We start from the raw sequence: 24,419 nt of genomic DNA on the forward strand, positions 1-24,419 counted from the left end.
GCCCTATTTTCTAGCCAAAAGAATTTCTAAACGTGCACCAACACGTTCTGCAAGATCGGCTAATTCGCCAACCCAATCGATGATTTGATATAAAAACATTACGTCAACACAATTTAGGTCTTTTTCAATGCCTAACAGGTCTTTACGTAATTTAATTTGCATACCATCTGTATCATCTTCAATCGCATCAAGCTGGCTGATCATTTTGTTAACCAACTCCACTTCACGACCACGAAATCCAGTTTCTAATAAGTCATCCAATTCATTAATCGCATCAGCAGCTTTTTCAGCAGCGTCAACACTTCGTGCAACATAAGCAATAAATTGCTCTTGTAATGCACTAGGAATTGTTAACTTTCGACCAAAGATACGGCCGGCAATATCTTTTGCTCGGTTCGCTATTTTGTCTTGTTGGGTTAATAATTCCAATAGATCAGCACGATCAACCGGCATAAATAAACCGCCTGGTAGCTCTAAACGAATTTGACGTTTCAAATCATCAGCGTCACGTTCTTGTTTAGATATTTTCGTACGAATTTTTCCTGCGGTACTCCAGTCTTCCTCAGTCACAGCTGCAAAGAATGGGACTAGTTGATTACAACACTTTGTTACCATTCGAATATGTTTTTCTAATGGTTTAATTGGTGATTTTGCAAATACACCAAGTATTGAATTTCTGGCCATAATTAGTTTCCAGGAGCTTAATGCTCTTTATTGTTATTCGCGGCGGATATTAAACCATTTGAAAGTTAATTCAAATGGTTTATATCAAGATAACCGCTGTTTATAGAATGATTAGTTATTAAGACTTCACTTAAAAGTATATACGCTAATTGCTATACAGTAGGCTATTTAGTAATTAGCGTAAAGTGCTCAATAAGTAAACATTAAGAAAGGGACTCTAAATCTTCAGGTGTGGTATGACGTACCACTTTACCTTTAACAAAATAGATAATGTATTCACAAATATTTTGACAACGATCGCCAATTCGCTCTAATGCACGTGCTGACCAAATAACACTCATTACTTGTGGAATTGAGCGCGGGTCTTCCATCATGTAAGTCATTAACTGGCGCATTAATGCTTCATATTCACGATCAATTCGGTCATCACTTTTATGAGCCGTAACTGCAGCATCAAAGTCCATGCGGGTAAATGCATCTAAAGTTACTTGTAAAAACTCTAATACATGGCGGCCTAGGTTATCTAAGTTAGATAATAAATCTTTATGCTTACCTGATAAACTTTCTAGTGTTACATTTGCAATTTTACCCGCTTCATCACCAATACGTTCTAAATCGGTAATGGTTTTTACTATTGCCATCACTAAACGTAAATCACCCGCAGCAGGCTGGCGTTTAGCGATAATGCGCGTACATTCATCATCGATACTTACTTCTGCGTTATTAATTTGGTAATCATTATTAAGTACTTTTTTAGCAAGCTCTTCATCCGCATCACATACCGATGTTAATGCGTCGGTCAGTTGTTTTTCAACTAAGCCGCCCATGTGCATTACATGGTTAATAATGCGCTCTAAATCTTCATTAAATTGGCCAGAAATATGACGACCAATATTTAAATTATCCATGGTAAATTCCTCTGTCTCTCGTCAGTGCTAACGGTGAATTAACCGTAACGGCCAGTAATATAATCTTCAGTTTTCTTCTTCATTGGGGTAGTAAATAACGTGTTGGTATCACTGTATTCAATTAAATCCCCCATATACATAAAAGCAGTTTGGTCAGAAACGCGCGCTGCTTGTTGCATGTTATGCGTTACAATAACCACGGTAAACTGCTTCTTTAAATCGTTAATCAATTCTTCAATGGTTAACGTTGAAATTGGGTCAAGTGCCGATGTAGGTTCATCAAGTAATAACACCTCAGGCTCGATAGCGATAGCACGAGCAATCACTAAACGTTGCTGCTGACCACCAGAAAGGCCTAACGCAGTTTCATGTAAACGGTCTTTTACTTCATTCCAAAGTGCAGCACTTCGCAATGATTTCTCAACAGCTTCATCCAAGACACGACGGTCGTTTTGGCCGGTAATACGTAAACCGTAAACAACATTCTCATAAATTGACTTAGGGAACGGGTTTGGACGCTGAAACACCATACCAACTTTACGACGTAATGCTGCTACATCGGTATGCTTGTTATATATGTTTTCACCATGAAGGTTAATTTGACCTTCAATTTTACAGCTATCAACCAAATCATTCATGCGGTTAATGCATCGTAATAAAGTTGACTTACCACAACCACTTGGGCCGATAAATGCTGTTACCTGCCCTTTTGGAATCGACATTGAAATATTTTGCAATGCCTGCTTGTTACCATAATATAAATCTAGGTTCTTAATTTCCAACGCCACTTGCTCTGGCGAAAGGTTGTTAAGATCGAGTTTAACATTTTGTTCTGATAAATTTTTTGGGGTAACAGAAATCATAGTGTTCTCTTTAAATCTTACTCTGTAATTGGCCAATAAGGCCGTTAATCTTGGTCATTGTGCTCAATGCCTTCATTAAGCACACAATGTGAATACCTTTAATCGTTATTTTGCAAAGCAATATACTAATGCTCAAGCATTCGATATTTTTCACGTAAACGGTTACGTATAGACACTGCGGTCATGTTAAGTGCCACAATAATACTCACTAATAATAACGCCGTGGCATAAACTAATGGGCGCGCCGCTTCTACATTTGGACTTTGGAAACCAACATCATAAATATGGAAACCTAAGTGCATAAACTTACGATCTAAATGTAGGAATGGGAAATTACCATCAAGCGGTAAGTTAGGCGCCATTTTCACTACACCAACCAACATCAGTGGTGCAACTTCACCAGCAGCACGTGCTATTGCTAAAATAATTCCGGTCATAATTGCAGGACTTGCTATCGGCAAAATAATACGCCACAAGGTTTCTGCTTTTGTAGCACCTAAAGCTAAACTACCGTGACGCATTGCCGAAGGAATTCGTGATAAACCTTCTTCAGTGGAAACAATAACAACAGGTAGGGTTAAAATAGCTAAAGTTATTGCCGACCACATTACACCTGGCGTACCAAATGTAGGGCTAGGCAAAGTTTCGGCATAAAATAATTGGTCTAAACTACCACCAACCATGTAAACAAAAAAGCCTAAACCAAAAACACCGTAAACAATAGATGGTACACCCGCTAGGTTAATTACGGCAATTCGAAGCAGCTTAGTTAGTGCATTATTGCCAGCATATTCATGTAAGTAAATTGCAGCTACAACACCTAATGGCGAGACAATTACTGTCATTAACAGTACCATTAAAACAGTACCAAATATTGCTGGAAATACGCCGCCTTCGGTATTTGCTTCTCGTGGGTCATCAACAATAAATGCCGCAATTTGACCGAAAAACATTTGAATTTTACCTATTAAACTTAACTTATTGTTAAAGCTAATTTTCAGTACATTTTCAAAGTTTATAGTAACTTTTTGCCCGTCCATTGCTCGCATAACAATTTGGTCACGAGATATTTTCTTGCGCAGCCCCATCAAAGCTTGCTCAAGCACTTCATAATCGGCACGTAAGCCAGCCACCTTATTTTTGAACTCTAATTGCAATTCAGGTGTTAGTGTTTCGTCTAACTTGTGTTTGCGTTCTTTTAAGCGTGTACGCTCAATTTGATAGTTAATGGCACCAATATCAACTTTTTGTAACTCTTCAATCTCTTCCTGAAATTCGCTAACACGTGCAACTAGTTCTGACATTTTTTCAATACCAACCGACTTGCCATCAAGAATGATATCTTCAACAAAACCGTAGAAATTGCCGTTGGTGCGGCGCTCAACCACAACCACATCTTCAGGTTGAGTTTGCTCTTTAACTTGTGGCACCAATATCCAACGAAAATCTAAGCTAACAAGTTCACGGTTACCGGTTTTAATCAGTAATCGTTCTATTGAATCTTTCGTTGGATCCAAATCAAGATTTAAGTGTGCTAATTGTGATGTTGGGATGCTTTCGCGGTCATAAATTTCACCGATTACGGTAATATTTTTACCATGTTCATCAACCATATCAAATTGATGAATTTGTGCCGGCCAAAAGTAACTTAAGCCGCGTGATGCAATTAACCATAGTAAGCCCAGTACAGAAATCAAACTGATACTTACACCACCTGCTGACAACCAAACCCAAGGAGAGCCAGATTTAAACCAATTATTCATGCTACTGTCCCTTCTTTACAACGAGCTATACTTTTCACGCAAACGCTGACGTACAAACTCAGCAAGCGTGTTAAATACAAAAGTGAATACAAATAAAACAAATGCCGCGAGGAATAAAATTCGATAATGCGAACTTCCTACTTCTGATTCTGGCATTTCTACCGCAATGTTAGCCGCTAACGTTCTCATGCCTTGGAAGATACTCCAATCAAGAATTGGCGTATTACCCGTTGCCATTAATACAATCATGGTTTCACCAACTGCACGGCCTAAGCCCATCATTACTGCAGAAAAAATACCTGGACTTGCCGTTAATAGAACAACTTTAATTAAGGTTTGCCACTGGGTTGCGCCTAACGCCAATGAACCACTGGTTAAGTGTTTTGGTACACTGAAAATCGCATCCTCTGCCATTGAAAAAATTGTTGGAATAACAGCAAAGCCCATGGCTATACCGACAACAAGTGCATTTCGTTGGTCAAAGTTAATACCTAAATCATTGGTAATAAACTGTCGGACATCACCACCAAACATGTGAACTTCAAGTACTGGCGACAACGCAAATGCAGCGTATGCCGCTAAAGCAATAGCTGGAATTAAAATTATAGGAGCCCATGTTTCTGGTATTTTAGCTTTATACTCTCGTGGTAATTTATGCCAAGCAAATGCAGTAATAAATACTGATGCAGGTATAAATATCAATAACAAGAATATTGCTGGTAAATAAATTTCAATAATCGGCGCTAACCAAAGGCCAGCTAAAAAACCAAGAATAACCGTCGGTAATGCTTCCATGATTTCAATGGTTGGTTTTACTTTTTTGCGTAAACCTGGCGTCATGAAATAGGCGGTATAAATCGCGGCTGTTAACGCAATAGGCACCGCAAAAATCATCGCGTACATCGCTGCTTTAATGGTACCGAACGAAATAGGTACTAAAGAAAATTTAGCTTCAAAGTCATCTGAGCCAGACGTTGATTGCCAAATGTACTCAGGCTCTGGATAACCTTCGTACCAAACTTCTTGCCATAATGCTTGCCAAGTCACTTCAGGATGTTCATTTTCAACGGTGAAAATTGATAGCTCTTGCTCTGAAAATATCACTAAGCCATCAGCACGTGGCGCAATAGCAAATGCTTGTGCGTTACCTTGATGTAACTGGCCACGCCACAAGTCTGCTTCACTAGTGGTGTAAAACATGCCCATTTCACCTGACGGCGTTTCGGTATAAAAACTTTTGCGAAATTGTTCGGTGTAAATTGCTGTTACGGGCTCACTTTCACTAACTTTAAAGCTACGAACCTGCTTAAACTCTCTTCCTTGCTCAGTTGCCACTTCAAACCACTGGCTCACTTCACCATTATCAGCACCCAACAATATTGAACTACCACCAGACAATAACGCCATTGATGTAATGTGATTAGGTGTTGATTTACTTTGCGCAAGTTGTGGGATAATCGTTGCTTTAAGTTCACTTTCTTCATCAAGAGAATAAACAGCAACTTGATCAGCCTCACGAATAAACACCATGGCTAAATCTGGTGTGACTAAAATATCATCAACCTGTGTAGCGGCGTAATTAATCTCTTCGTATTCCGCTTCAAACTCAGTGTCATAGCTGAAATCATCTTCAGCAATTAAGCTAGTCTTAATTAAGCGACTATCTTCAGTAAAGCCAACAAATATTGCTTTTTCATCATCCATTGCGAAAGATAATTTCTTCAACATTGCATTATTTTCGTCAACAGGTAAATAACCTTCACCTAACGGATAACTAACGCTAGGAATAATCTCGCGCGCGCCGCTGTCAAAATTAGAGGTAAACTTTGGGGCAATTAACTGCACATTACCGGCACTATCAAGCAAGAGTTTTTGCTCTTGACCAATATTAATAAGTTGCTTTAATCGCTCCCCATCAGCTACTAATTTTTGGCTATGAATTTTAGTGCCCGCTTTATTACGTGCACTATCAACTAGCTGATAAAAATTAATTATGCCTTGCTCGTTAATGCTATAGGCAACTTCTTTTAATTCATCAACTCCAGTTGATAAAACTTTACTAGACTCTGTGATAGCAAATTGAGCATGAGGCTCAACTTTTGCCGATTCAAATATAGGTTTAATCACGTACAGTAAATACATGAAAATCAACACTAAGGTAAACAATACGCTGATACCACCTAAAGTAATAACCCATTTTGCTAATGAGTTTTTAACTTTACGGAAGTCTGCTGACTTGGAAGCAATGGCCACTTAAAAATACCTTCAACTATGATAATTCTTAAAACTGCCGCAAGTATAAGACAGTTATATGACACTTTTGTGACAGACTAGATTAATCTATAGCAATAAAGTAGAAACATTGCTGGATAACAAACGTTATAATATGATTTATAAATAATTAGTTCATTTTAGCAGGGACCCAAAATGGCAATCAGTCAAATAATGCGTCGTAATTTAATAACTCTCGATATGGATGACACCTTAGCTGACGCGAAGGGATTATTTGAACATCATGATATGCACCATATATTGATCACAGACAATGGTCAGTTAACTGGCGTAATTACTGACCGAGATCTGCTTCAACACTTGAGCCCTACTATAGGTACGCGTAAAGAAACCCCGCAAGATGGATTTATTCTCAATAAAAAAGTTCACCTGATAATGAGTAGAGACGTAATTAAAGCAAGTGCCGACATTACACTTAATGAAGCAGTGTTAATTTTTTATGACCATAAAATATCTTGTATTCCAGTCATTGATGAAAATGAGCGCCCTATAGGTATTATTACTTGGCGCGATATCATCAAAGTTATCGCTGTACAGTATCGAAAAAAAACTCAAGCTAGCGTTAGCCAGCCTGAACATTAACGTCACTTAACGCTGCAATTAATCACTTAGTAAAGTGGTAAATCGTTTACTGCGGCCTGCTATGAACTGCATGACAACATAGAGCAACCTGCTTTGTTTCTTGCCCACTCTGGACGTTTTTGCGCGAAATGTTCAAACTCAGTTTGCTCATCGTAAGGCTTTTCAAGTACCTTTTGTAAGTCAGCTATCATCGAGTAATCGCCTTGTTCAGCAAGCTCAATTGCTTGTTGTGCCAAATAATTACGTAGAATAAATTTTGGATTCACCAAATTCATACTTGCTATTATCTCTACTCTAGAACTGGTATTTTGATTTCGTAAGGCGACATAATTAATAAGCCATGCGTTTAGATTTATTTGATAATCATCAGTAATTTGTTGCTCATTATAAAAACACGGCATTAAATGGGTAAGCCATTTTGAATTTTCATCCGGCAATGTCGCGAGTAAACGATAGAAAATAGTCATATCGGTCTCAACTAACATTAAAATATCTTCAAGTGACACAAAAAGGTTAAGCTGTTCTTCAGTTAATAACTCGGGTGTTAGCTCTATTCCTAATTTACTCGCCATCATTTTTTGCCACATTTGATGATAGTTTTTTGCAAAATTATTCAGTGCAGTTTGCAAAGGCTCGGCATCTTCAATAAGTGAAAAAATAGCATTGGCGAGTTGAAATAGGTTCCATTGTGCGATTTCTGCTTGTGCGCCAAATCGGTAGCGTTTCCCTTGAGCATCAGTTGTGTTGGGTGTCCAATTAAGATCAAAATCATCTATCCAACCATAAGGGCCATAGTCAATAGTCTCACCAATAATTGACATATTATCCGTATTCATGACGCCATGAACAAAGCCAACTCGCATCCAATCAACAATAAGCTGACAAGTTCGCTGGCAAATTTCTTCAAACCATTTTAAGTAAGCAGCCTTACATGGTTCACCGAGATGTGGAAAATCACGATAAATACTGTAATCGACCAATTGCTTAACTAAATAGGTATCCTTACGAGAAGCAGGCAGTTGAAAGCTGCCAAAACGTATAAATGAAGAAGAAATACGACAAACAACAGCACCAAGCTCAGCTTGTGAATTGCCATCATAAAACATATCTCTGACAACTTTATCTCCAGTTAAAGAAATACTTAAGGCGCGCGTTGTTGCTATACCTAAATGATACATGGCTTCAGAGCAGAGAAACTCTCGAACTGATGAACGCAATACGGCAAACCCGTCGGCGGTGCGTGAATATGGCGTAGGACCAGCGCCTTTTAACTGTAAAACTTTATGGCCATCAGATGGAGTCTGTATCTCGGCTAAGTTTATTGCTCGGCCATCCCCCAACTGCCCAACCCAATGGCCAAATTGATGTCCGCCATAACACATAGCAAATGGCTGCATTCCTGTTGGTACGTTATTGCCAGAAAACAGTTGTAAAAAATCATCTGATAACGCCTGTTCTTCCGTCAAGCCAATTTGTTGTGCAGCACTTTTACTGTATGCCAACAACATTGGAGCAGCGGTTTTTTTAGGGTTAACAAAAGAGTATGCCGTTGCAACTTGCCGTGGGTAATTATCAATTACTTCATCACTTTCAAAGGTAGAAATAAATTGGTTATCGTATGTAAATATTAACTTTAACAATATGTTTTTCACTAATCATGATTGAGCTTAATATAGTATCTGCTGCCTTGATATCGAATTCAAGCTGACACTTTTAATTTACTGTTCTACTCATAAAAAATAAAATGTATAAAAAACGCACAAAACATCATTGCAATTATATTTAATATTGGCAGTATTAATAGTTGATTAATTATTGCTATATTACAGGGAAGAAATATGGAATTGCTCTTATCGGTGGCGTTAAATTTAGCGCACGAATTAAAACACCAAACGCCATCAATACTGGATGAATTAGAAAGCCAGCCTCAAGCCTGTTTAACTTTAATCAAAGAATTACAATGCCGGATAGAAGGCTATGAATTAAGCGATTATGTTAAGGCAATGAGCCACGCTATCAAAGTCAGTACATTTACCACAGGACAATGAGGCACGCCTGCACCCTACATCATCTAAAACAAACATTTAAGAAACATAATTGTCATTGAAAATAAACATTAGACTCTCTAAAATTATTTCTTAAATTTTTGCAAAGCTCCAAAACATAGTACGACAAGCCGAAGCAATATATTCAATATCTTATATTTGATAAACTTTAAATTGCATTTATTAAAAAATACGCCGATATTGATACCTTCAATGAATTACTGCGCTCTAATATCTTATGACTAAATTGTACTAGTTAAAGCTTTCAAGCATTAGTTACTAGATATAAAATTCAAGAAAAGCATTAAAAAGTGCTAAAACACAGGTACAAAAATGATAGTTAATGGAAATCACGATATAACAGCCTTGTTAATGCAAATTGAAGCTATGTCTGAACTACTCAACAGTATCGATGCTTGTGTTTTTACTAAAGATCTAGACGGCAAATATGTATATGTTAACGCAGATGTCGCAGCATTATTTCAAACATCCATAGAAAATATCATCGGCAAAGACGATAGCCATTTTTTTGACCTTGAGCAATCAAAGCAATTACGTAAAAATGATTTAAAAGTTATTAAGGACAAAGTTACCGTTGAATCTGAAGAAAGTAATTTTGTTAGGTGCACAGGAAAAGTGCACATTTATAAATCGATAAAAAAGCCATTATTTAATAGCGATGGTAAAGTCATAGGTTTATGTGGAATATCGACTGACATAACAGAAAAAAAACTACTTGAAGCAAAAAACCAAGAACAAAAGCACTTACTCGATGTTATATTAGATAATGTCGATGCCTACATATATATGAAAGATGCTAATCGACATTTTAGATATGTAAATAGCAAGGTAGCTGAGCTTTTTGGTTTACCTGCCAATGAGATTATAGGTAAACGTGACACGGATGTGATCCCACAGGAGTTCGCGGATCATTTTTGGCAAACCGACAAATTAGTATTCGAAAACGACGATAAAGTTGTTATTAACGAAACCTCGCTAGGTGCTGACAACCAAGAGCATCATTATCTAAGTATAAAAGTCCCTTGTGACTTTAAAACCGATAGTAAAACCTTAATTGGCTTTTCAACCGATGTAACTGAACTCTATCAACTAAAAGAAAAGTTCAAGCAACTTGCCAACACCGACGAATTAACGGGGCTTTATAATCGTCGTTATTTTTTCGATAATGCAAAACGCGAATTTAATCGTGCCACTCGCCATCAGCAAGCGTTAGCGGTGATTTCAATTGACGTTGACCATTTTAAGGCCATTAATGATAAATACGGTCACCCAATAGGCGACCAAGCACTTATTAAAATCGCAGAAATAATTCAACCGACGACAAGAGCTGAAGATATATTTGCTCGTATCGGCGGCGAAGAGTTTTCGATATTGTTACCTAATACTTCTAAATTACAATGTCAGCAGGCTGCTGAACGCCTGAGAAATATACTCGATACCAGAAAAATAGAATTAACATGTGGTTTAACCTTATCAATCAAAATAAGTGTTGGTGTATCCATATTAAAACCAAGCGACAATTGCTTTCAAGATTTGTATGCCCGCTCAGATATCGCACTTTATAAGGCAAAATCTATCGGAAGAAATCAAGTACACATGATTGATTAAAATAAATTATTTATCTACGAAATTAACCAAGCCATTTGATAACCATTTTTTGATAGTCTTTTGATTGTTTTATACGATTAATCGATTGTAATAAAATTAAAACAATACTTGCTTCAGTGTTTTTACTGCACGCTAAATACAGTTCAATTGGTTTGCTATCAACCTTAAGGTAAGATTTATACTTTACTTTAGATAGTTCGTGTTGCTCTGATATATAATTAATACGACCTGTGCCCGAAACAATAAAATCAACCTCCTTTTTTCGCAATAACCGCAACAACGAAAAAGTATCATCAACTAAAAATAAATTATCTCCTTCGGTAAAGCCTAAGTTTAATAACAATGAATGTGTACGATCATTTTTTATTACCGCAACCCGATGCTGTTTTGCTTGTTGCAAACTATCAATACTTTTAAATTCTGCATCAGCTAAACCAATTAAATCGTCGCGGGTTGAATACACAGTAGTAACCCATTGAAAGCTCTCTTCTCTATCTGGACTTCTAAATATCAAAAAAATACAGGTATTTTTTCCTTCGACTGCCATGTTATATGCACGGTACCAAGGGTAAACACTTACTCGATACGAAATATTAGTGGTTTGCAATGCTTGTGCAATTAGATCAACACTAAAACCAGAAACCTTTCCAGCATTATCACTAATTTGATATGGTGGATAGTGCTCAGTAACAAACTGTAAATCAACTGCTAAGCTTGGGCGAGAAAACAGTAAAATAGCCAATAAAAAATAACGAGAATACTTTACCTTACAAATATTAAATGTCGGATAGTGAAGCTGAAAAAACTCAAACACACTACCCTCCTTGCATACACGTGATATTATATTGCAAACGTTTATAATGTATAAACTAGGCTAGATATATTAGTTACGCAAATTAGATTCAAATTTGCTCTAAACAATGGCTTTTTATGAGTAGCTTTTCAAATATGACATCTATAAAGAAAAACAATAAAAGCTCAGTTAGCCTACAACCACCACAATCATTTTTTTATTTTAAAACAACAAGCCAATACAGCTTTGTGTTAACCATTATTAAATTAATCTTAATTATTATAGTTTTCTTTTTGTTCTCACCAGCGAACGCTAATGGCAAGACTTTCCGACTAGTAAGTGCAATATACCCGCCCTATAATTATGTTGACGGAGAAATAAAGGGATTAAATATCGAGATAATTAAAGCGGCATTTACCGCGGTAGATTATCAAGTAACGGTAGATATGCTGCCTTTTGCAAGAGCTCTGTTGTATGCAAAACACGGGGATTTTGATGGTATGACTCTATGGCACTCAAAGCAAAGAGAAAATTGGTTCCAATTCTCAAAACCATTCACACAATCAGATTTAGTATTCTTTAAAAGAAAATCTCTTCAAGTCAATTACCGAGAATTAGCAGACCTGACTCCGTTTACCATTGGCACAGTACAAAAATACTCATACCCCAAAGCATTCTCTAAACTCCAAGTACTAAGAAAAGATGAAGTATTAACAGACAAACAAAATTTAAAAAAGCTGATCTCCGGTAGAATTGACATAGCATTGATCGATAAACGGATGGCGCAATTTATAATGAAAAGGGAGCACACTGCACAACAGCCATTGTTTGATTCCGCAGGCGTATTAAAAATTGAAAACTACTACCTTGCCGTATCTAAAAATACCACTGAGAGTCAAGATAAACTCGCTAAATTTAATTTAGGTTTAAGCATAATCGAAAACAATGGCGTACTTAAAAAGATTATTGAAAAATACGACAGTGATAAATTCTAATAATATCCATTACAGATATTAAGCCCCAAAAACAATTTCATACGTAACACGCGGTAAAAGCAGTTTGCTAATCAAGCTCATATTGACCTAAAATATCGCCAATATAATTTTATTAAAACAAAAGGTTCCAACATGGCATTGCCAGATAAGTTTATTTTTTCCATGAACCGCGTTTCCAAGGTGGTTCCACCAAAGCGCACAATTTTAAAAGACATTTCGCTTTCATTTTTCCCTGGCGCAAAAATTGGTGTTTTAGGTTTAAATGGTGCCGGTAAATCAACACTCCTACGTATAATGGCTGGCGTTGATACAGAATTTGAAGGTGAAGCAAAAGCACTTGCTGGCACTAACATTGGCTACTTACCGCAGGAGCCCGTGCTTGATGAAGAAAAAACTGTCCGTGAGATTGTCGAAGAAGCGGTTTCAGAAGTTAAAAATGCGATGGCAAGACTAGATCAAGTCTATGCTGAATATGCTGAGCCAGACGCAGACTTTGATGCCTTAGCTAAAGAACAAGGTCAGTTAGAAGATATTATTAATAGCCAAGACGGCCACAATATTGAAAATGTTCTTGAGCGTGCTGCCGATGCTTTACGTTTACCAGCATGGGAACAAAAAATTGGTATTTTAAGTGGTGGTGAACGTCGCCGTGTCGCACTTTGTCGTTTATTACTACAAAAACCTGACATGTTATTACTTGATGAACCAACCAACCATTTAGATGCTGAATCAGTGGCTTGGTTAGAGCGCTTCTTACACGACTACCCTGGCACTGTTGTTGCAATTACCCATGACCGTTACTTCCTTGATAATGTTGCCGGTTGGATTTTAGAGCTTGACCGTGGCCACGGAATTCCATGGGAAGGCAATTATTCTTCATGGCTTGAACAAAAAGATGCCCGTTTAGCACAAGAGCAAAAATCAGAAAACGCATTGCAAAAAACCATAAAGCAAGAGTTAGAGTGGGTGCGTTCAAATCCTAAGGGTCGCCAAGCAAAAAGTAAGGCACGTATGGCGCGTTTTGAAGAGCTTAACAATCAAGATCACCAAAAACGTAACGAGACTAACGAGTTGTACATACCACCTGGCCCTCGTTTAGGTGATAAAGTCTTAGAAGTTAACAATTTAACTAAATCATTTGGCGATCGAGTGCTAATTGATGACCTAAGCTTTAGCGTACCAAAAGGTGCGATTGTTGGCATAATTGGCGCGAATGGTGCTGGTAAATCTACATTATTTAAAATGTTATCGGGCGCTGAAGCACCAAACAGTGGTAGTGTTGAATTAGGTGATACCGTTAAGTTAGCAAGTGTAGATCAGTTCCGTGACGATATGGACGATACAAAAACTGTTTACCAAGAAATATCTGAAGATTTAGACATTTTAGAAATCGGTACTTACCAAATTCCAAGTCGTGCTTACTGTAGTCGATTTAACTTCAAAGGCAACGATCAACAAAAATTTATTGGTGACTTGTCTGGTGGTGAGCGCAACCGTGTACATTTAGCAAAACTTGTTAAAACCGGTGGTAACTTATTACTGCTTGATGAGCCAACCAATGACCTAGATGTTGAAACACTTCGTGCACTTGAAGAAGCACTACTAGAATTTCCAGGTTGTGCTATGGTTATTTCCCATGACCGTTGGTTCCTCGACCGTATCGCCACACACATTTTAGATTACCGCGACGAAGGACAAGTAAACTTCTTCGAAGGTAACTATACTGAGTACGAAGAATGGTTAAAGAAAACTCTTGGTGCAGAAGCTAATCAACCGCACAGAATTAAGTACAAAAAAATTGGCTAACTAATACGTTAACTAATTAGTAATTAACAAGATAAAGGCACCTTAATGCATTAATTAAGGTGCCTTTTTTTTAAAAGCAAGCTATGCTGATAAAATGACCTAGCGGAACTAATACCAAGTTGGTTAATTAATTGATCAACTTAAAGTTACGGTAGTAAGCTTAGAACAAGCAAAATTATTTAAACATAGTTCACTCTATATTTCATTCATTTTGAGCAGTTATCAGCTTACCACTGAACTCCCAAAGGGCGAGTTTAAAAGGTTTATATGCGGCGTTATTGATTTGAGCAAGGGAATAACCATTGCTTAAAATCTATGTCTTGCCTCTAAACCTTTTAATTCTCGTTAAGTAGGTAATTAATTAATCAAATTGGTATAAATAGCAATGCAAAATAGACGTCAATTTACGCGAGTTCTTTTTTCTATGAAAGCAGAGCTCACCATGGCAGAACATCAGTTTGATGTAAAAATACATGATATTTCCTTAAATGGTGCATTAATCTATTTCGATACTCGTGGTTTAACGCTAACCCGACAACTTGGTATGTTATCTTTTCAACTCGAAAATACTGATGCCTCTATTACTATGGATATCGCCGTTGTTCACCAAGAAGGAAATGAAATTGGTGTGCAGTGCAATGGCATTGATATCGATAGCATTAGCTTATTACGCCGCTTGGTTGAACTTAATTTAGGTGATGATGAACAACTTCATAAGGAGCTTTCGCAATTATCTCGCTCTTCTGAGTAGTTAACCTAATTTTCTCATTTATTTTCAAAGGACATGTTATGAATTATCTTGTTATTTCGTTTATCTCTGAAGACCGTCCAGGCTTAGTGGAAACACTATCCGATGTTATTAACCAACATCAAGGTAATTGGCAAAAATCAAGCCTACACCATATGTCTGGTATTTTTGCTGGTGTTATTGAAATTGCTTGTCCAAGCAAAAACTTAGCGGCATTGTCCGAGCAATTATCTAGTCTCGATAATTTTAAGATGCAAATCGAACAAATAAACCAAGTTGATAATAAACCAGAATGCCAATTAATACTTGAATTAACGGCGAATGATCGCGCCGGCATAGTACAAGAAATATCGTCAACTATTCACCAACAAGGTGGTAACTTATTGAAGCTTGTTAGCACCCAAGAAACAGCTCCACATGCAGGGCACGAATTATTTAAAGCTAAAGTATCTGTTGCTGTGAACAGTAACAATATCGACAATATGGTTGAAGCTTTAGAAAATTTAGCCGACGACTTAATGGTTGATATTTCTCGCTAAATCTCCGGTAAAGTTACGGTTTGCCATAAAACCGTAACTTAAGTTTTATATTATTGTTTTATTTAATAAATATTTCATTAAATATACGGCACCATTATGTTTTTCGACAAAGAGTTAAGTTGGCTATCTTTCAATGAACGGGTATTACAAGAGGCGCAAGATAGCACAGTACCACTAATAGAGCGTATTCGCTTTCTCGGCATATACTCAGCCAATCTTGACGAGTTTTTTCGTGTGCGCGTTGCTAATATTCGCCGACAAGCTTTGCTTGAGGGTGCACAGGAAGACGGTAAAAATACTTGGCGAGAGTTACATCAAAAAATTATCGATAAAGTTAAATCACTTACTCAGCAGTTCGAAAAAATTTCTGCGCAATGCTTTAATGAACTTAAACAAGAAAATATCGATGTTATATTTGGCCATAATGAAGAGCTCAGTTTTAAGGGCCAGCTATCTGATTCGCAGCTCACTTGGTTAGAGCAATATTTTGATAACCGTATACTACGTCATATCACGCCAATTATTATTCACTCTAAAACTCACTTAGTTAATTGTATTGATGATGATGCCATCTATTTTTTAGTTGCATTAAAGCAAGAACACTCTAAACAATATGCTCTAGTTGAAATTCCACGCGAAGAAACCCATCGTTTTATTCAGCTCCCTACAACTAAAACAAGTAACAACCAAACCCTAGTCTTATTAGATGATGTAGTGCGCTTATTTATCAACAAATTATTTTCAGGTGTATTTGACTACATTACCCTTGAGGCCTGCTCATTTAAGCTTACCCGTGATGCTGAATACAACTTAACTGACGACCTTGACGAAAGCTTACTTGATCAAATGTCTAAGGGTCTAAAGCAGCGTCTTAAAGCTGACCTTGTGCGATTAGTTTATGATCAAGAAATGCCCAAACACATGATCCACTTTTTATCTAAATCTTTAAAAGTAAAAGAGCTTGATAACTTAGTGCCAGGAATTCGGTATCGAAACTTCAAAGACTTTATTTACTTCCCAAATCTTGGTGCCGAAAAGTTAGAAAACCCTGAGTTGAAAGCGCTAGACTCGCAAGTATTTTTAGCAAATAACTCAATTTTCACTGCCATAAGCCAACAAGATATTTTACTTTATTATCCGTATTATAAATTTCGCCATTTCACCGAATTTATCCGTCAAGCTTCATACGACCCATTAGTAAAACAGATAAAAATAAACATTTACCGAGTCGCTAAGCACTCAAGGATTATTAATGCGCTAATCGAAGCAGTAAAAAATGGTAAAAAAGTGACCGTTGTTGTTGAATTGCGCGCCCGCTTTGATGAACAGGCGAATATTGAATGGGCCAAACTGATGAAAGATGCCGGCATTAACGTTGAGTTCGGCATTGAGACGTTGAAAATACATTCAAAACTTTGCTTAATCACACGGTTAGAGCAAGAAAAAATTGTTCGCTATGCCCATATTGGCACAGGTAATTTCCATGAAAACAATGCCAGAGTGTATACAGACTTTGCTTTATTCACAAAACATCGCGAAATATGCCAAGAAGTCGACAATGTGTTTTCATTTATTTCCCACAGTTATAAACGCTTTCGCTTTAACCACTTGATCGTTTCACCATTAACATCTCGGCGCCGACTATATCAACTTATTGACAACGAAATACAATTCGCACAAGAGAGAAAACCAGCAAAAATCACGTTAAAATTAAACAATTTAGTTGATACAGGCCTGATCAATAAGCTCTATAGCGCCAGCAATGCTAATGTTGAAGTTCAATTGCTTGTTCGTGGTATGTGCTCCTTAGTACCAGGAAAAGCTAATTTAAGTGAAAATATTACTGTTACGTCAATTGTTGATTTATATTTAGAGCACCCAAGAGTGATGATTTTCAATAACCAAAATGACCCATTAGTATTTATTTCGTCAGGAGATTGGATGGAGCGTAATATTGATCATAGAGTTGAAGTTGCCTGCCCAATATATGATCAAGCCTTAAAAATGCGCATTATTGATATTATCAACTTACAGCTAGCAGATAACACCAAGGCACGCATTATTAATGACAGTCAAAACAATCAATATGTTAAGCGTGGTAATAGCAAAGAAATTCGCTCTCAATTAGCGATATATGATTATTTGAAAACAGTAGAAAATAATAGCGAGAATAACGAGTAAATCAACGTTACGAGGCAATATGACCAAAGCAAAGCACGCATTTGAAGCTAACGAAGTTAATTACTTTGCAGCGCTTGATATTGGCTCTAATAGCTTTCATTTTGTATTAGCTCGGCAAGTTGCAGAGCAAGTACAAGTTTTGCATAGTGAAAAATATAAAGTTCGATTAGCAAGTGGTTTATCAAATAAAAACTATCTTGATAACCAAGCGATTATGCGGGGGATAGCGACACTTTCAAGCTTGTGTAGCTCAACCTCTCACCTCAACGCAAAAAATTTCAGAGCCGTTGCAACATTTACCTTAAGACAAGCGAAAAATGCCGATGAATTTCTTAACGTTGCGAAACAAGTTTTCCCGTTCGATATTGAAGTAATTTCTGGCCACGAAGAAGCTAGGCTTATTTATCAAGGAGTAAACGCCTATAGTGCCTCAACTAAACAGCGGCTTGTACTTGATATTGGTGGTGGCAGCACAGAGTGCATTATTGGTCAGCAAGATACTGTACATGCCTTAGCGAGCTTGGAATTAGGTTGTGTCAGTTATGCTAAACAGTTTTTTGATCCAACTAAGATTAAAAAGGCACAATTTACTGCCGCGATACAACACGCAAGTATGGAATTAGAAAGTATAAGGAAACGCTATAAAAAACTTGGTTGGCAAGAAGCTATTGGCACATCGGGTACAATTAAAGCTATTTTTAACATCATTAATGAAGACCAACATATTAAGCAAGCGATTACTTTAAAACAGTTGCATGCGCTACAAGCTCAGTTATTAACCTTTAAAAACACAAGTTCAGTTAAAATTAAGGGCCTAAAAGCAAATCGCCGTGAAGTTATCTGCTCTGGCGTTGCGATTCTTATTGCGCTAATGGAGTCATTGGAAATTGAAACCATTGATTTTTGTAAATATGCCCTACGCGAAGGCGTGCTATTTGAAAAACTTAATAGTGCAAACAACGACAATACTCGCCAACGTACCATACGAAGTTTAATTGCCCGTTTTAGTATTGACCTTAGCCAATTATCGCTAATAGAGACTATCGTCAATCATATCTATATTCATGCCAGCGAAGCTTGGAAGTTTAATAGAGTTATTTATCAAGAATTATTGCTAGCAGCGGTAAAATTACACGAAATTGGCTATGACATTAGCTCAACGTCTTACCATAAGCACGGCGAGTACATTTTACAGCATGCAGATTTAGCTGGCTTCAACCAAGAGCAACAGCAAGCATTAGCCTGGTTGGTTGGCAGTCAACGCAAAAGTATCGCAGTATTATGCGATGAGCAATGGCATACCTTAAAGCCTAAATTGTTGTTAAAGCTTGCAGCCATTTTACGTATCGGCATTATACTGGGTCAACAACGAACCTTAACGCCAGAGTATTTACCTGAAATTACCATGAAAAAATCAATCTTAACCTTAGACTTCAATGTGCAATGGCTATCTGAGCGACCACTAATAGACAACGCGCTAGTTAATGAAAAAGAACTTCTAGCAGAACATGGCATTGAGATAATGCTAACCTACCAATAAAGTCAATCTAGTGCTCTCTCAACTGACTTAAATCATTTATGTTCATATTTCTACATCCGCGTTATTGCTTGCATGGATGTAGGTACTTAGTTTTTGTCGGGAACATAAAAGCTGACTGTACATCGACGTGCGGATGTCTGAGAAAGGCCTGTACATACACGCTCCTACGCATCGACATGTATGGATACATTAATGTCGTGATGCCATGGATGACAAAGAACGACGATTCGCCCTTGTTATTGCCTGCATGGATGTAGGTACTTAGTTTTTGTCGGGAACATAAAAACTGACCGTACATCGACGTGCATGGATGCACTAATGCCTTGAAAGACAGGATGCCTGAGAAAGGCCTGTACATACACGCTCCTGCGCATCCTTGCGCCCGCGTTATACCGTACTTCCTGTACATAAAAGCCCGTGACCATTGCTAGTCACGGGCTTGATATTGCTACTGCCTTGCAGTATTTGTTAATGCTTACTTATAAAGATAAGCCTAACTTTTTGTACTCTTTAGCTACAACTGACGCTGGTAATGGAATGTAACCATCTTTCTCAACAATTTTTTGACCTGATTTAGATAAAACCATTTTCAAAAATTCAGCTTCCATAGGTGCTAATGGCTTGTTTGGGTGCTTGTTAACATAAACGTATAGGAAACGAGAAAGTGGGTACTTTTTAGAAACAGCATTCGCCATAGTTGCTTCTACAAAATTATCACCTTTCTTTGAAAGTGGTAACGCACGAACACCTGAAGTTTTATAACCAATACCTGAGTAACCAATACCGTTTAAAGAAGCAGAAACTGACTGTACAACAGATGCAGAACCTGGTTGCTCGTTTACGTTATTTTTAAAGTCACCTTTACAAAGTGCTTTCTTTTTAAAATAACCGTAAGTACCTGATACTGAGTTACGACCGTATAACTGCACATCTTTACCTGTCCACTCACCTGTTAGGCCTAAATCACCCCAACGGTCTACGTCTTTTTCAGCACCACATTTACGGTTATTTGAGAAAATAGCATCGACTTGGTCAATACGTAAACCTTTAATTGGGTTATCTTTATGAACAAATACTGCTAAAGCATCGATAGCTACACGTACGGGAGTTGGCTTGTAACCGTAACGCTTTTCAAACGCTTCAATTTCGCGAGACTTCATTTTACGACTCATAGGGCCTAAGTTAGAAGTTGACTCAGTTAACGCTGGTGGCGCAGTTGAAGAACCAGCCGCTTGAATTTGAACGTTAACGTTTGGGTAAGTACGCTTAAACTCTTCTGCCCAAAATGTCATCATATTTGCTAAAGTATCTGAACCTACTGAAGACAAGTTACCTGAAACACCGCTTACTTTTTTGTAGCTTGGTAAGTTATTGTCAATCGCTAATGCGCTAAAACTCATTGCACTTGTTAAGCCAATAACACCTAATACTCGTTTTAAACTCATGTTGCTCTCCGATGAGAATCTTAATTAATTTGTGAACACTATATGTTTCTAATGTGACAATAATAAGTAAAGTTTGTGACACTTATATTACAGCAGTCATATTTTCGTCATTATTTTTTAACAACAAAAAAGCACCTAGTTTAGGTGCTTTTTAAGAATATGCAGCTTTGCAGAAAAATGTTAATCCATTGGGTTTGTCATTTATTTTTCAAAGTAAAATAAATGACAAATTCACTACCTTTATTCCATTCACTTTCAATAGCAAGTTCAGCATTATGGTGATTTAAAACATGTTTAACAATGGCTAATCCTAAACCTGAGCCGCCGGTATTACGTGATCGCGATTTATCAACTCTAAAGAAACGTTCGGTAATGCGATTAACATGCTCTGGTTTTATACCTGGACCATTATCTTTAACACTAAAGCGCACCTTATTACCATCACTGGTTAAACTCACTTTAATCGAGCCATGTTCAGGCGTATAAGCGATAGCATTAGAAATTAAGTTCATACAAGCGCTTTTTAATTCATGCTCATTACCGGTAATTATAATTTCTGGCGCTATATCATCGTTGATAACATGATTTTTATCTTGATTAAGCCATTGTACATCTTCAACAATAGTCAATATTAGACGCGATAAGTTCACTGGCTGCAGATTGTCATCTTCTACATTGTTTTCAACTCGCGACAACACTAATAGCTGCTCAACTAAACGATCCATCCGGGAAACTTGGGTTTCTATAGTTGAAAAAGCTTTTTGCCAATGTGGCTCTAGATCACTTCCACTTGCTTGTACCATTTCCACATAGCCTCTAACCACCGTCAGCGGCGTTTTAAGTTCATGGGAAACATTGGCAACAAAATCGCGGCGCATTTCTTCTAAGCGCTGAATTTTACTGATATCACGAGCAAGCAATAAAATTTGATCACTACCATAAGCCATCATTCTCAGCTCTAGCTGCTGTTCACTATTTACTGGTGAAATAATGACGCATGGACTTTCGTAATTACCATCATCCAAATATTTAGCAAACTCAGGAAAGCGAATTAAGTTATCAATGCGTTGCCCCACATCACCCGGCCAGCGAATACCAATTAACTGTGAGGCCTTTTTATTCCCCCAAAGGATAGTTAATTCAGTTGAAAGTACTAACGCGGCATCTGGTAACGCTTCTGCACCATCTCTAAACTTACGAATACGCTCATTAAGTTGCTTTTGTTTTTGACGTTGTTTGCGAATTCTATGATATAAGCCATCATAAATTCTTCCCCATAAACCATCTGCTTGTGGCGGAGCTATTGATTTACCTTGCCATAACCAATCCATTAATTTAAATAGATGATTATAATTCCATATCAATAAAGCCAATGACGCTAAACTAAGCGCTAAAAAGGTGTTACCGAATAAATAACCGACGATGCCGCTAACCGTTAAAGTAGCAATAATACGGGTTACAATCGTTCGTTGAGATAAGCGAAAAGGCATATATTATTAATTAAACTCTGTCTTTAGTTTTACCTGAAAAGCGATAACCTGAACCACGTACTGTTTGAATAAAGTCTTCATGTCCTTCGCCAGCAATAGCCTTACGCAAGCGACGAATATGAACATCAACCGTTCTATCTTCAACATAAACGTTTGTGCCCCAAACATTATCTAATAATTGTTCACGGCTATAGACACGCTCAGTATGGGTTAAGAAAAAATGTAATAAACGAAATTCAGTTGGGCCAAGATCTAAATTTTTATCATTAATCGACACACGATGTGCAACAGGGTCAAGCTTAATACCGTGAAATTCTATCGCTTCTTCTAATGCTGTTGGCGCAACACGACGAATTACGGCTTTTATGCGGGCTATCAACTCTTTTGGTGAAAATGGTTTCGTTACATAATCATCTATACCCGCGTCAAAGCCTTTAACCTTATCATCTTCATCAGCTCTTGCTGTTAGCATAATAATCGGAATGGAACGAGTATATTCATTTTGTTTTAGTGACTTAGCCAGCTTCACTCCTGTGCCGCCCGGCAACATCCAATCAAGCAAAATTAAATCTGGGTAAGGTTCTTTTATTTTTGCTTGTGCCTGTTCAATGGTTTCTGCTTCAATAGCGTTAAAGCCATTTTGCTCTAATACAAAAGTGATCATTTCTCTGATCGGGGCTTCATCTTCAACAACCAAAATCTGTCTATTCATGTATCTTTCCTGATGCCTAAATAAAAAATCGTCTGCTAAACATTGTGATAAATTATTGTGACAGTTTCATGACACGGATAAAATTAATGTAATGATCTGCTAAGCTATTCAAATTGGCAAGAAAAAAGCCGCATTGTGCGACTTTTTATAAGAATAGATAGTTAAACCTACAAGTAGTTAATTATTAAAACTTGTATTCAATACCTGCCGCTAAATAGTCTTGATCTTCGCCTGAGTCCATATCGAAGCTAGTGTAGAAAGTATAAAGTTTAGTACTTTTTGCTAATGAGTAGTCAGCACCAACAGTGATACCTGATTTGTCATCGCCGCCGTCAAAGTTCGCAGCTTGGTACTGGCCTTTGAAAGTAATTTTATCCATTTTGTATTTTGCTGAAACCATGAAACCGTCCATTTCAGCACTACCATCAACCTTCTCTTGCGTTTGTACCATAGCACCTAAAACAACGCCACCGCCAATTTTACCCTGCACAGTAGCGCGTGTAATATCATAGCCTTTAACTTCAGAGTCCATCGCAACTGAAGCGAATATCTTAGACTTTTTCAGTTTTTTATCACCATAAAATACTGCGATAGATGTACCGTCTTCGGCATCAACCGCATCTTCGGCAACATAAGTAACCCCCACTTGGAAACCATTAAACTTTGGTGTTTTGTATGAAATAGTGTCTGCCATACGGTTTTCACCTTTCCATAAATTTTTAATATCACCATTTAAATCACTGAATAAATCCACTTTACCTTGTGATTGCTTAAGCATAGTATCGTTTTTACCGAGTAAAACTTCACCAAAGCTACCCGCTAAGCCAACATATTGGTTACGATCAGTGATACTATCACCTTTTTCGCTATCACCGTCTAAGTCAACTTGAAACTCTGCTTTATAAATAACAGTTAAGCCATCCCCTAAATCATGCGTACCTTTTAAACCAATGCGAGAAGCATTACTTTTCACTTCGGTAAAAGAACCTTCACCTTCGTCTGATGACTGCACTGAAAGATTAGCTTTACCATAAATGTCAACATCAGCTGCAAATGCCGATAACGATAAAGAAGACAATAATGCTACAGCGATTTTGTTGTACGTATGTTTCATGTGGATACCTTTAAAAGATTTAAGTATGTCTAAAAATTAATTGCGGCTATTTTGCCAAACCTTTATGACACTTTTGTGACACGGAGCATGATACTACAAATAAATATGACACTTTTGCTAAATTTAGTTTATTTTTTTATGGCTATTTAGTGATGATTTTATTGCATTTTTTATGCAGTAAAATGACATTGCCATTAAAATATAGTGAAAACTCAATAACTTTCAAGCTATTATTCAAGTAGGAAAAACACAATATTTTAAAAAAAACTTTTAACCTGCGATAAAAAAGC

Annotated in this window: 20 protein-coding genes; 9 read left to right on the forward strand and 11 right to left on the reverse strand. The window is 37.3% G+C overall.

Annotation, left to right across the window (positions count from 1 at the left end; translation table 11 throughout):
- Positions 1-3: 3 nt before the first annotated feature.
- The 5 genes from AC27E9_RS07750 to AC27E9_RS07770 form a co-directional block, all read right to left on the reverse strand.
- Positions 4-684: a TIGR00153 family protein gene (locus AC27E9_RS07750; protein WP_487128867.1), complete on the reverse strand. Its 681-nt coding sequence runs from the start codon at positions 682-684 to the stop codon at positions 4-6.
- A 203-nt stretch (positions 685-887) separates the two neighbouring features.
- A complete protein-coding gene (phoU, locus tag AC27E9_RS07755) occupies positions 888-1,592 on the reverse strand; it encodes a phosphate signaling complex protein PhoU (RefSeq protein WP_487128869.1) in 705 nt (234 codons plus the stop codon).
- 38 nt (positions 1,593-1,630) lie between these two features.
- Complete coding sequence (gene pstB / locus AC27E9_RS07760) at positions 1,631-2,455, reverse strand: phosphate ABC transporter ATP-binding protein PstB (protein WP_487128871.1); 825 nt, start codon at positions 2,453-2,455, stop codon at positions 1,631-1,633.
- A 125-nt stretch (positions 2,456-2,580) separates the two neighbouring features.
- A complete protein-coding gene (gene pstA, locus AC27E9_RS07765; protein WP_487128873.1) occupies positions 2,581-4,218 on the reverse strand; it encodes a phosphate ABC transporter permease PstA in 1,638 nt (545 codons plus the stop codon).
- Between the two features lie 15 nt (positions 4,219-4,233).
- Positions 4,234-6,360, reverse strand: a complete 2,127-nt coding sequence (locus AC27E9_RS07770) for a phosphate ABC transporter permease (protein ID WP_487129187.1) — start codon at positions 6,358-6,360, stop codon at positions 4,234-4,236.
- 285 nt (positions 6,361-6,645) lie between these two features.
- On the opposite strand from AC27E9_RS07770, the gene AC27E9_RS07775 reads away from it, so the two are divergent.
- Positions 6,646-7,092 carry a CBS domain-containing protein gene (locus AC27E9_RS07775; RefSeq protein ID WP_487128875.1) on the forward strand — a complete coding sequence of 149 codons (447 nt, stop codon included), beginning with the start codon at positions 6,646-6,648 and terminating at the stop codon, positions 7,090-7,092.
- A 59-nt stretch (positions 7,093-7,151) separates the two neighbouring features.
- Here AC27E9_RS07775 and AC27E9_RS07780 read toward each other — a convergent pair whose 3' ends face one another.
- A complete protein-coding gene (locus AC27E9_RS07780) occupies positions 7,152-8,732 on the reverse strand; it encodes a protein adenylyltransferase SelO (protein ID WP_487128877.1) in 1,581 nt (526 codons plus the stop codon).
- Between the two features lie 198 nt (positions 8,733-8,930).
- On the opposite strand from AC27E9_RS07780, the gene AC27E9_RS07785 reads away from it, so the two are divergent.
- Both AC27E9_RS07785 and AC27E9_RS07790 read left to right on the forward strand, forming a co-directional pair.
- Positions 8,931-9,140 (forward strand): hypothetical protein, encoded by a 210-nt coding sequence (locus AC27E9_RS07785; protein ID WP_487128879.1) that lies wholly within the window; start codon positions 8,931-8,933, stop codon positions 9,138-9,140.
- A gap of 330 nt (positions 9,141-9,470) precedes the next feature.
- Positions 9,471-10,766 (forward strand): sensor domain-containing diguanylate cyclase, encoded by a 1,296-nt coding sequence (locus AC27E9_RS07790; protein WP_487128881.1) that lies wholly within the window; start codon positions 9,471-9,473, stop codon positions 10,764-10,766.
- A 22-nt stretch (positions 10,767-10,788) separates the two neighbouring features.
- On the opposite strand, the gene AC27E9_RS07795 is transcribed toward AC27E9_RS07790, so the two are convergent.
- On the reverse strand, positions 10,789-11,580 hold the full coding sequence (locus tag AC27E9_RS07795) for a substrate-binding periplasmic protein (RefSeq protein ID WP_487128883.1): 792 nt from the start codon (positions 11,578-11,580) through the stop codon (positions 10,789-10,791).
- Positions 11,581-11,696: 116 nt separating this feature from the next.
- Between AC27E9_RS07795 and AC27E9_RS07800 the strand changes: the two genes are divergently transcribed.
- From AC27E9_RS07800 to AC27E9_RS07825, 6 genes are all read left to right on the forward strand, one after another.
- Positions 11,697-12,554, forward strand: coding sequence for a substrate-binding periplasmic protein (locus tag AC27E9_RS07800; RefSeq protein ID WP_487128885.1), 858 nt, complete (start codon positions 11,697-11,699; stop codon positions 12,552-12,554).
- 132 nt (positions 12,555-12,686) lie between these two features.
- Positions 12,687-14,360, forward strand: a complete 1,674-nt coding sequence (ettA, locus tag AC27E9_RS07805; RefSeq protein ID WP_487128887.1) for an energy-dependent translational throttle protein EttA — start codon at positions 12,687-12,689, stop codon at positions 14,358-14,360.
- Between the two features lie 385 nt (positions 14,361-14,745).
- Complete coding sequence (locus tag AC27E9_RS07810) at positions 14,746-15,111, forward strand: PilZ domain-containing protein (RefSeq protein WP_487128889.1); 366 nt, start codon at positions 14,746-14,748, stop codon at positions 15,109-15,111.
- A gap of 38 nt (positions 15,112-15,149) precedes the next feature.
- Positions 15,150-15,647, forward strand: coding sequence for a glycine cleavage system transcriptional repressor (locus AC27E9_RS07815; protein WP_487128891.1), 498 nt, complete (start codon positions 15,150-15,152; stop codon positions 15,645-15,647).
- A 96-nt stretch (positions 15,648-15,743) separates the two neighbouring features.
- Complete coding sequence (ppk1, locus tag AC27E9_RS07820; protein ID WP_487128893.1) at positions 15,744-17,828, forward strand: polyphosphate kinase 1; 2,085 nt, start codon at positions 15,744-15,746, stop codon at positions 17,826-17,828.
- A gap of 19 nt (positions 17,829-17,847) precedes the next feature.
- Positions 17,848-19,368, forward strand: coding sequence for a Ppx/GppA phosphatase family protein (locus tag AC27E9_RS07825; protein ID WP_487128895.1), 1,521 nt, complete (start codon positions 17,848-17,850; stop codon positions 19,366-19,368).
- Positions 19,369-19,847: 479 nt separating this feature from the next.
- On the opposite strand, the gene AC27E9_RS07830 is transcribed toward AC27E9_RS07825, so the two are convergent.
- The 4 genes from AC27E9_RS07830 to AC27E9_RS07845 all read right to left on the reverse strand — a co-directional run bounded on the left by AC27E9_RS07830 (position 19,848) and on the right by AC27E9_RS07845 (position 24,129).
- Positions 19,848-20,813, reverse strand: coding sequence for a PstS family phosphate ABC transporter substrate-binding protein (locus AC27E9_RS07830; protein ID WP_487128897.1), 966 nt, complete (start codon positions 20,811-20,813; stop codon positions 19,848-19,850).
- 197 nt (positions 20,814-21,010) lie between these two features.
- Positions 21,011-22,303: a phosphate regulon sensor histidine kinase PhoR gene (phoR, locus tag AC27E9_RS07835; RefSeq protein WP_487128899.1), complete on the reverse strand. Its 1,293-nt coding sequence runs from the start codon at positions 22,301-22,303 to the stop codon at positions 21,011-21,013.
- A gap of 10 nt (positions 22,304-22,313) precedes the next feature.
- Positions 22,314-23,015: a phosphate regulon transcriptional regulator PhoB gene (gene phoB, locus AC27E9_RS07840; protein WP_487128901.1), complete on the reverse strand. Its 702-nt coding sequence runs from the start codon at positions 23,013-23,015 to the stop codon at positions 22,314-22,316.
- Positions 23,016-23,199: 184 nt separating this feature from the next.
- The gene (locus AC27E9_RS07845; RefSeq protein WP_487128903.1) at positions 23,200-24,129 is read right to left on the reverse strand and encodes a porin; all 930 of its coding nucleotides are present in this window, start codon (positions 24,127-24,129) and stop codon (positions 23,200-23,202) included.
- Between the last annotated feature and the right edge of the window lie 290 nt (positions 24,130-24,419).

The organism is Colwellia meonggei, from assembly GCF_057537295.1.

Bases quoted from the DNA above. Each gene is read 5' to 3' on its own strand.
- AC27E9_RS07775 (WP_487128875.1), top strand. From the start codon at position 6,646: ATGGCAATCAGTCAAATAATGCGTCGTAATTTAATAACTCTCGATATG.
- ppk1 (WP_487128893.1), top strand. From the start codon at position 15,744: ATGTTTTTCGACAAAGAGTTAAGTTGGCTATCTTTCAATGAACGGGTA.
- AC27E9_RS07810 (WP_487128889.1), top strand. From the start codon at position 14,746: ATGCAAAATAGACGTCAATTTACGCGAGTTCTTTTTTCTATGAAAGCA.
- pstA (WP_487128873.1), bottom strand. From the start codon at position 4,218: ATGAATAATTGGTTTAAATCTGGCTCTCCTTGGGTTTGGTTGTCAGCA.
- phoB (WP_487128901.1), bottom strand. From the start codon at position 23,015: ATGAATAGACAGATTTTGGTTGTTGAAGATGAAGCCCCGATCAGAGAA.
- AC27E9_RS07845 (WP_487128903.1), bottom strand. From the start codon at position 24,129: ATGAAACATACGTACAACAAAATCGCTGTAGCATTATTGTCTTCTTTA.
- pstB (WP_487128871.1), bottom strand. From the start codon at position 2,455: ATGATTTCTGTTACCCCAAAAAATTTATCAGAACAAAATGTTAAACTC.
- AC27E9_RS07830 (WP_487128897.1), bottom strand. From the start codon at position 20,813: ATGAGTTTAAAACGAGTATTAGGTGTTATTGGCTTAACAAGTGCAATG.
- phoR (WP_487128899.1), bottom strand. From the start codon at position 22,303: ATGCCTTTTCGCTTATCTCAACGAACGATTGTAACCCGTATTATTGCT.
- AC27E9_RS07825 (WP_487128895.1), top strand. From the start codon at position 17,848: ATGACCAAAGCAAAGCACGCATTTGAAGCTAACGAAGTTAATTACTTT.
- AC27E9_RS07815 (WP_487128891.1), top strand. From the start codon at position 15,150: ATGAATTATCTTGTTATTTCGTTTATCTCTGAAGACCGTCCAGGCTTA.
- AC27E9_RS07790 (WP_487128881.1), top strand. From the start codon at position 9,471: ATGATAGTTAATGGAAATCACGATATAACAGCCTTGTTAATGCAAATT.
- phoU (WP_487128869.1), bottom strand. From the start codon at position 1,592: ATGGATAATTTAAATATTGGTCGTCATATTTCTGGCCAATTTAATGAA.
- AC27E9_RS07770 (WP_487129187.1), bottom strand. From the start codon at position 6,360: ATGTATTTACTGTACGTGATTAAACCTATATTTGAATCGGCAAAAGTT.
- AC27E9_RS07750 (WP_487128867.1), bottom strand. From the start codon at position 684: ATGGCCAGAAATTCAATACTTGGTGTATTTGCAAAATCACCAATTAAA.
- AC27E9_RS07800 (WP_487128885.1), top strand. From the start codon at position 11,697: ATGAGTAGCTTTTCAAATATGACATCTATAAAGAAAAACAATAAAAGC.
- ettA (WP_487128887.1), top strand. From the start codon at position 12,687: ATGGCATTGCCAGATAAGTTTATTTTTTCCATGAACCGCGTTTCCAAG.
- AC27E9_RS07785 (WP_487128879.1), top strand. From the start codon at position 8,931: ATGGAATTGCTCTTATCGGTGGCGTTAAATTTAGCGCACGAATTAAAA.